At 65.6% G+C, this 1,800-nt stretch carries 1 protein-coding gene and 1 pseudogene; both read right to left on the bottom strand.

The features are described from left to right. Nucleotides 1-260 (bottom strand): annotated as a pseudogene (locus ACXJ3V_RS20015) (hypothetical protein); the annotation flags it as partial. Beyond that, nucleotides 257-1,800, bottom strand: a 1,544-nt coding sequence (locus ACXJ3V_RS20010) for a rhamnan synthesis F family protein (RefSeq protein WP_457102110.1), incomplete at its 5' end; no start/stop codon positions are given. The gene ACXJ3V_RS20010 and the pseudogene ACXJ3V_RS20015, both read right to left, overlap by 4 nt.

Genomic DNA, 1,800 nt, shown 5'->3' with positions numbered 1-1,800 from the left:
ATATCGAACCCGACATTGTCCCGCACCAGGATCTCGTCGCACACCGGCTCCAGCTTCGCCCGGCCCGCATCCGACAACGACCCGTTCACCACCACCAGAATCCGCGACGCATCACCACGCAGCCCCGCCAACGCCACCGGAATGAAATCATCCACCCCGCCACGCCGGTCGAACACCACATAGATCACCAGCCGGCGACCACCCACCGGAAACACACCCGCAGGCACCACAGCCGCAGGCACCACAGCACTGCCGGTCACGAGCGCACCTCGCGTTTGTCCGAGGTGTCGCGGACCCTCTGCTTGACAGCGCGCAGAGCGAAGATGCCGCGACGCGCGGCGATTCCGAGGGGGCGAAGGACGGGGTCGATCGCGGCCGCCGTACGAGGGTGATTGAGCTTCACATACATCCGAGTGATCGCGATGATGCCACCGTGGCCCGCCCATCCTGCCCGATGGAGGAACTGGATCTGCTCGACGGGATACCCCGGCGTCGTCGCCGACAGCTGATCGACCTTGTACTCGAGGGCGGCGTGGCTGATCCCCGCATGTGCGGTGTTCATGACCGTACGCGCATGGAAACCCTGCTCACCCGCTGCGAGGGGAACGAGCCGCTCCTGCACCCGCGCGAGATCGCCCCCTGACCGGGACGGCGTGACGTACTCGTCGTATTCCCAGTCTTTGGTGGTGAGGAGCTCCAGCGCCTCGGGCCGCGCGATCCACATGCCACCCAGGGGGGCGAGCGGAGACACGCCATCGAGTGGGACCTTGATGCCGAGCCTGGTGCACAGCTCGAGAGCGCGCTCGCGGTAGCGGATCCAGCCCCGGCCGGCCGTCGCATACCCGATGTGCATCGGGGGCGGGAAGACAACCCCCAGTCCGGGCTCGCTTTGGAAGAGCCCGAGGACGTTCGCGAAGTACCCCGGACTGCCGAGGAGGTTCTCGAACTGGTAGCGACGGAAATACCGGACGTGGTTGGACGACCGCTTCTTCGGGGTGCGGGTGTGCACTTTGACGACAAGGTCGTACCTGCTGTCGCGGAGGATGTCGCGGCACCCCACGAAGAATGCACTCATGTCCCGCCCCCGCCGCGCAGGCAGCAGGCGCACCTCTCGCGTGCCGACCGAGGCTGAGGTCATGGAGTCGACGGAGACGGTCAACTCCTCCATGCCCTCCCGATCAGTCGTCGTGACGACCAAGTCGAAGGGCACCGTGATCGCGGACAACCGCTTCAATGCATCGCCCAGTCGCTCGACCACCGGGACGTGCAGGATCACGACGATGCGGAAGGGCCGGGATGGGTCGTAGGACACATCCACGTCAGGAAGCACCTCGAGCATCCCGGCATCCGCGTTGAGCACCTTCGGCGGGACGTTTCGGGCGAGGTTCTGCCAGATCACATCGAGCGGGAAGCCGTACGACGCCACGGACCGCAGCGTCTGCCGACCGATGACCGCGTGCCGGTCGAGGAAAGGCGGATAGTGGAAGAACGGTCGCCGCTTGATCAGTGGACATCCGTCGGCCAGGAGGAGATCCGGGTTGAACAGCGCTGGATGGTCGGTGGGATAGTCGGCCGACGGAAACGCGACGTCGTGGGTGTAGCCGGCGTCGGCGAACGTCTCGGTGAACACCGTCTCGTGCTTGAGCACCGCGTCGAAATACCCCGGCATCGCCGGAAGATCCCGCCAATACGACGCCCACACGTCCGACAGGAACATCTCCCGCCGCACCGCAATCCAGAACGACTGCAGGTGATACGCCAGCACACCCTTATGCGTGAACGGATTCGGCTCTTCCCGCG

It is taken from the genome of Microbacterium sp. P5_E9, assembly GCF_054049175.1.
This window is presented reverse-complemented; position numbering and strand designations above follow the sequence as displayed.